The sequence below is a fragment of the Methylophilus sp. VKM B-3414 genome, assembly GCF_032248435.1.
GTDB classification, from domain to species: domain Bacteria; phylum Pseudomonadota; class Gammaproteobacteria; order Burkholderiales; family Methylophilaceae; genus Methylophilus; species Methylophilus glucosoxydans.
In genome coordinates this window covers 254,523-260,848 of sequence record NZ_JAVTLI010000010.1, presented here as the reverse complement: position 1 = coordinate 260,848, position 6,326 = coordinate 254,523, and the positions used below count along the sequence as shown (strand labels likewise).

At 50.7% G+C, this 6,326-nt stretch carries 5 protein-coding genes; 3 read left to right on the top strand and 2 right to left on the bottom strand.

Annotation, left to right across the window (positions count from 1 at the left end; genetic code table 11):
* The first annotated feature begins 752 nt into the window (after positions 1-752).
* Entirely contained in the window at positions 753-1,358 is a 606-nt protein-coding gene (locus Q9292_RS11110; RefSeq protein WP_313987975.1) for a hypothetical protein, read from the top strand.
* Positions 1,359-1,448: 90 nt separating this feature from the next.
* Here Q9292_RS11110 and Q9292_RS11105 read toward each other — a convergent pair whose 3' ends face one another.
* Positions 1,449-2,663: a pyridoxal phosphate-dependent aminotransferase gene (locus Q9292_RS11105; RefSeq protein WP_313987972.1), complete on the bottom strand. Its 1,215-nt coding sequence runs from the start codon at positions 2,661-2,663 to the stop codon at positions 1,449-1,451.
* 189 nt (positions 2,664-2,852) lie between these two features.
* Positions 2,853-3,863: a tetratricopeptide repeat-containing serine protease family protein gene (locus Q9292_RS11100; RefSeq protein ID WP_275355559.1), complete on the bottom strand. Its 1,011-nt coding sequence runs from the start codon at positions 3,861-3,863 to the stop codon at positions 2,853-2,855.
* 162 nt (positions 3,864-4,025) lie between these two features.
* On the opposite strand from Q9292_RS11100, the gene uvrB reads away from it, so the two are divergent.
* Both uvrB and Q9292_RS11090 read left to right on the top strand, forming a co-directional pair.
* Entirely contained in the window at positions 4,026-6,059 is a 2,034-nt protein-coding gene (gene uvrB, locus Q9292_RS11095; RefSeq protein WP_313987969.1) for an excinuclease ABC subunit UvrB, read from the top strand.
* The gene (locus tag Q9292_RS11090; protein WP_313987966.1) at positions 6,056-6,322 is read left to right on the top strand and encodes a SemiSWEET transporter; all 267 of its coding nucleotides are present in this window, start codon (positions 6,056-6,058) and stop codon (positions 6,320-6,322) included. Before uvrB ends, Q9292_RS11090 begins: the two co-directional genes overlap by 4 nt.
* The last annotated feature ends 4 nt before the right edge of the window (positions 6,323-6,326 follow it).

Here is a 6,326-nt window from a genome sequence, read left to right as displayed (position 1 = left end):
TTGCTCATTTAATACTCCTATTAACCTCAAGTATGAGGCTAAAAAGTATCTAATGCAGCCGGGGCGATTCAACTACTATTTCCATAGTGATTCCAGTTTTAATTGTTGTTAACTACGCAATCTAAATTGAGTCTAACTGAATTTGAAAAAATATTAAATGGCATTTACCAACGTAGCAAATTCGTAACCAACCTATGATGAATGAAACTAATTTTATTTAACTGATACTGAAATGCATTGATATTCGGACGCTGCAAGTCATTGATTAGTTTATTAATTATAAAAAAACAGAATCCTGTTAATCCGTAGGTCCCTGGTTCGAGCCCAGGTTGAGGAGCCAAATAGAAAAAGGCCTTGCAGAGATGTGAGGCCTTTTTGCTTTTCTGCAGCATTGCGAAGCGCTTCGCAATATCGGATCACCTTATCCTGATGCATTCTTTATCTCTCTCTTTGTTTATTTTGCAAACGCCTGATCATTGCTGTTTGCTTCCAAAGGCTTTCCTGCGCATGTCAAACAAGAATAACCTGTGTGAGGAGGAATCACTTGGGGCGTTGGTCACTTGCTTGGTATGATGTGGTTTTTATATTTGTATAAATGTAATTGTGAACGTCTGTGCTGTTGTTTGTGCTTATGTGTTGCTGTTAACCAGCGCCCTTGTTTCGGAGGCTTCTGAAGAAGCGCTATTTCTTGAATCGGATGCTGCGCATAGTGACCGTGTGTTGAGAGTGCCTGAGCCTATGGTCTAGACCTGGTGCGACCGTTGGGGGTGAAGCAGGGCGATCTGGAGGTGAATGCGCTGGTGGATGTGAGTGCGGCGACCGGGGATGTCAGCTGGGCGCCTGAGCTTGAATATGGCCTGGCGGACGACATTGGGGTGGAGTTGGAATTGCCTATCGAGAATACGCGGCATGAACGCTATAAATTGGCCATTCAGCAGACGCTGCAGGTTTCCTCTGCGCGTGGCATGGCCACCGGTTGGCAGGCTTTTGTTGATATGCATAAACATAGTAAAGCTGTTTCTGTCGATGCAACCTATATTGTCGCCAAGCGATGGAATGAGCCATGGTCGTCGCTGAGTATGCTGGGACTGCGTGTACAGGATGTCAATCGGCGTGCCAGGGCTGACTATTTGCTTAATCACTCGGTGTTTTATGATGCATCGACGCGAGTGACCTTGGGCATGGAAATAAATCAGGAAATCAGCCGCGGCGGTACTTGGCGTTACCGATTGACGCCACAAGTGCATTACGATGCGAACGAGCGTTATACCTTGCAGATGGGCATGGCAGTCTCGACCTTGAACCCTGCGCAAAGCGCAGAAAAACTATGGAGCTTTAGGCTGATACGCTTGTTTTGAGCTTTAAACTGGTTTTGTAACAATTGTTGCGATGCAAAAGCAAAAAGCGCCCGCAGGCGCTTTTTGGTGAGTCTATTTGGGACTATCTTGTTAAACCTTAAGTGCGTGCTCGATGCGGTCTAATGCTTCGCGTAAGTTTTCCATGCTGGTGGCAAACGAGATGCGGAAGTAGCCTTCTGCGCCAAAGGCTGAGCCTGGGACCACGGCGACATTGTGCTCTTCAAGCAGGTATTCTGCCAGCGCCATATCGGTGGTTGCCTTGATTTTGCCAGCCTGGTGCAGGTTGGCAATGGCTTGGCGTGCATCCGGGAAGGCATAGAATGCGCCGCCTGCCATCAGGCAGCTCAAGCCTGGCATGGCGTTAAAACGATCCACCACATATTTGTGGCGCTCGCGGAAAGCCGCAACCATGGGCTTGATGCAGTCTTGCGAACCGCTGAGGGCTGCCTCGGCCGCATATTGCGAAATCGAGGTTGGGTTGCTGGTAGACTGGCTTTGCAGGATTTCCATCGCCTTGATGATGTAGGCCGGGCCTGCGGCATAACCGATACGCCAGCCGGTCATGGAGTAAGCTTTGGACACCCCATTGAGCACAATGCAGCGGTCTTTGAGGCCTGGTGCGGCATTGAGGATGTTGTGGAATTTTTCGCCGGTCAGGTTGACGTGTTCATACATGTCATCAGTTGCGACCAGCACATGTGGATGTTTGAGCAGCACCTCGCCCAGCGCCTTGAGCTCGTCCAGGCTATAGACTGCGCCGGTTGGGTTGGAAGGTGAGTTAAACATCACCAGTTTGGTTTTGCTGTTGATTGCTGCTTCGAGTTGCGCGGGCAGCAGTTTAAAGCCTTGCTCAATCCCGCATTCGATAATCACCGGTTTTGCCTCTGCGACCATGGCAATGTCGGCATAGCTGACCCAGTAGGGGGCCGGCACGATGACTTCGTCGCCTGGGTTTAACACCGCCAGGCACAGGTTGAAAATGGTTTGCTTGCCACCGACGCCAACAATTACTTCATTGACTGCGTAATCAAAGCCATTTTCGTTCTTGAATTTGTTGACGATGGCTTTTTTGAGGGCGGGAATCCCGCTCACAGGGGTGTATTTGGTGTACCCGGCGTCAATCGCTGCCTTGGCTGCATCTTTAATATGTTGTGGCGTGTCGAAATCTGGTTCGCCTGCCGCCAGGCCTATGATAGGGCGGCCCTCAGACTTGTATTTGGCCGCTTTGGCTGTAATGGCCAGGGTGGGCGATTCTTTAATGGATAACACGCGTGCGGACAGCACGTTGGCAGCAGCTTGGTTCAAGATCACTTCCTTGTTGGGTCGTATGCTTAATAAGCAGGCTGCGTATGCAGCCTGCAAAAAAATGAAAAACGCAATATTTTACGCAAAAACAAGCGGATAGGGAAGTGAAAGGCGCGCGCGAGGCGCGCCAGTTGTTTTAAGCTGGTCGCCCCGGGCGGGGCGGTGAGGCGAAAATGATGACAGGAAGATTTAACATTGTTTGCCGCAGCCGAGATAAGCCTGGTAGACAGGCACCAGGGTGGGATCTATTTGTTGTAACTGGCCCTCAATCTCATGCACGGTGTGTTGGTCGCCCAGTTTCTGGGCCATTTCACCACGTCTAAACCAGGCCTCAACAAACTGTTTGTCCAGTTTGACGGCTTGGCTAAAGGCGGAGGCGGCGACATCAAAGTGCTTGAGTGACATTTCTGCCAGCCCCAGACTAAACCAGGCATCTGGACTACTTGTTTCTTGCTGGGTCCAAAGCTGGCTGACTTGCGCCAGTGCGGGCCAATCTTGACGGGATTCGGGCACGGCAGCACGCATATAGTAGGGTTTTTTGTCTTCGTCTTCCTCCCACAATGCTTTGCCTGACACTGGAAAGATGTTACTGGCTGGCATTTTCTCCAGGGTCTCCAGCCACTCGACGGGCAATGCAAAGTGAATGCTGCCACCATTGCCTGCGGTTTTAAAGGTATTGATGCCCACCAGTTTGCCATCCATGTCAAACAAGCCGCTGCCGCTGGCTCCCATGAGGAACTTGGCGCTGCTGCGGATCATATTGCCGGCAGGCGTAGGATACAAACCCTGAATTTCACCAATAGAAGTGATCGGCGCAGGCACACCATTTGAGTGTCCAATCGCGGTGATTTCCTGGCCGCGACTCAAGGCCAGGCTGTTGCCGCGCGGGACTGGCTTGAAGGGCATATTGCTAGTGGTCACCAGACACAAATCATGCCAGGCATCTGCGCGTACGCTGGTGATTGGGTAGCTGTCTTCGCCACGGGAGACCCAGGGCTGTTTGGTTGCGCGCAAGACATGGCAATTGGTGACCACTGAATTGTCGCTGACCACCACGCCGGAACCATAGGCCATGCCACCTTCCTGGTTGTAGCCGCGGATCATGACCACACCAAAGTAAGCTTCCATCAGGGCTTGCTGATTGTAGGCTTGCGCCGCTGGTGTACCGAGTGCCAGAATGGCTATTAAAAGGAATTTCACGCGACCCCCAAAAGAATATGATTCATTGTGGTTTAACTGACTGGTACTTGCGATAAAAGTTCAGGCGCAAAGTAGTTGAGAAAATTGTAAATCATATGCCTGTCTGCGCAAAAGCAGTTAAAATAGAACGTATATTATTTATCCCATGCACAGACTGTTGTTGTGATCGTTACTTTCCCCGGTAGTAAATATGAATTACACCAGCCCTTTCCGCCGGCTGGGGATCAACCACAGGCAATTGAAAAATTGACGCAGGGGATTCATGACGGCCTCAAGTTTCAAACCTTGCTGGGGGTGACAGGCTCTGGCAAGACCTACACCATGGCGAACGTGATTGCGCGCACCGGCAAACCGGCGATTGTCATGGCACCGAATAAAACCTTGGCTGCACAGCTTTATAGCGAGTTCCGCGAGTTTTTCCCCAATAATGCCGTCGAGTATTTCGTCAGCTATTACGATTATTACCAGCCGGAAGCCTACGTGCCTTCGCGCGACCTGTTTATCGAAAAAGACTCCAGCATCAACGAACACATTGAGCAGATGCGTTTGTCAGCGACCAAAGCCTTGCTCGAGCGCGAAGATGCCGTGATTGTGGCCACTGTTTCGGCCATTTACGGTATTGGTGATCCAGGCGAATACCATGGCATGGTGTTGCATATTCATCAGGGTAAAAAGATTGCACAAAAAGACATTGTTGCGCACCTGATTGCCATGCAGTATGACCGCAACGACTTTGACTTTAGCCGGGGCTGCTTCCGTGTCCGGGGCGACATTATTGACGTGTTCCCTTCAGAGAACAGTGAAACGGCGGTCAGAATCAATCTGTTTGATGACGAGATTGATACCATTCAGTTGTTTGATCCGCTGACGGGCCAGATTTTTAACAAGATACACAATTTCCGTATTTTCCCGTCCAGCCATTATGTGACCGCGCGTGAAGCGACGGTAAGGGCCATGGAAACCATCAAGGAAGAACTGCGTCAGCGCGTCAGTTTTTTCCTGAGTGAAAACAAGCTGGTAGAAGCGCAGCGCATCGAACAGCGCACGCGTTTTGATCTCGAAATGCTTAACGAAATCGGCTTTTGCAAAGGCATTGAAAATTACAGCCGTCATTTGACGGGCCGCAACCCCGGCGACCCGCCGCCGACGCTGATTGATTACCTGCCCGCTGAAGCGCTGATGATCATAGACGAGAGCCATGTGACCGTGCCGCAAATTGGCGGTATGTATCTGGGTGATCGCTCACGCAAGGCTAACCTGGTGGATTATGGCTGGCGCCTGCCCTCGGCCATGGATAATCGTCCGCTCAAGTTTGAAGAGTTTGAGCGTATTATGCGGCAATGCGTATTTGTCTCGGCCACGCCTGCCAATTACGAAAAAGAGCATCAGCAGCAAGTGGTGGAAATGATTGCTCGGCCAACCGGACTGGTAGACCCTGAAATTACCGTCAAACCTGCCGATACTCAGGTAGATGATCTGCTCGGCGAGATCAAACGCTGTGTCGCCATGGGCGAACGCGTGCTAGCAACAACCCTGACCAAGCGCATGGCTGAAGACCTGACGGATTACCTGAGCGAACATGGCGTCAAGGTCCGCTATTTGCATAGCGATATCGATACGGTGGAACGCGTGGAGATCATCCGTGACTTGCGCCTGGGGGAGTTTGATGTGCTGGTCGGCATTAACCTGCTACGTGAGGGCCTGGACATCCCCGAGGTGTCGCTGGTGGCCGTGCTGGATGCCGATAAAGAGGGCTTTTTGCGCTCTGAGCGGTCATTGATTCAAACGGCGGGCCGTGCGGCGCGTAATTTGAATGGGCGCGTCATTTTTTATGCCAATAGCATCACACGCAGCATGAAACTGGCGATGGATGAAGGGGACCGTCGCCGCAAGATTCAATTGGCGTTTAACGCCGAGCATGGCATTACGCCCAAAGGTGTCACCAAGCGCATTAAAGACATCATTGATGGCGTCTATGATAAGGATGAGGCCCAGCGTGAACGCAAGGCTGCACAGGAACAGGCCAGCTATGAAAGCATGAGCGAAAAAATGCTGACCAAGGAAATCAAGCGCATTGAAAAAGCCATGCACGACGCGGCCAAAAACCTTGAGTTTGAAAAAGCGGCCCAATTCAGGGATCAACTCAAAAAGCTCAAGTTACAGGCCTTTGGTGCCGAAGTAGAAGATTTGAAATGAGCATAGTAAACACCTGTATTGGATCAATCGCTGCCGTGTGCACCACGTTAGCCTTTATCCCACAAGTTTTGCAATCATGGCGTACCAGGGATTTAAGCGGCATCTCGTTGCCGATGTACACCATTTTCACTTCTGGCGTGGTGTTATGGCTGATTTATGGTCTCTTGATCGGAGATTGGCCGGTGATTATCGCCAATGCGGTGACGGCATTGCTGGCAGGGACCGTTCTTTGCTTAAAGTTGAAATCTATATTAAAAATTTGAGTCA

What these genes read in the sequence shown, in the direction of transcription:
- Q9292_RS11090 (WP_313987966.1), top strand. Translation starts at nt 6,056, where the DNA reads ATGAGCATAGTAAACACCTGTATTGGATCAATCGCTGCCGTGTGCACC.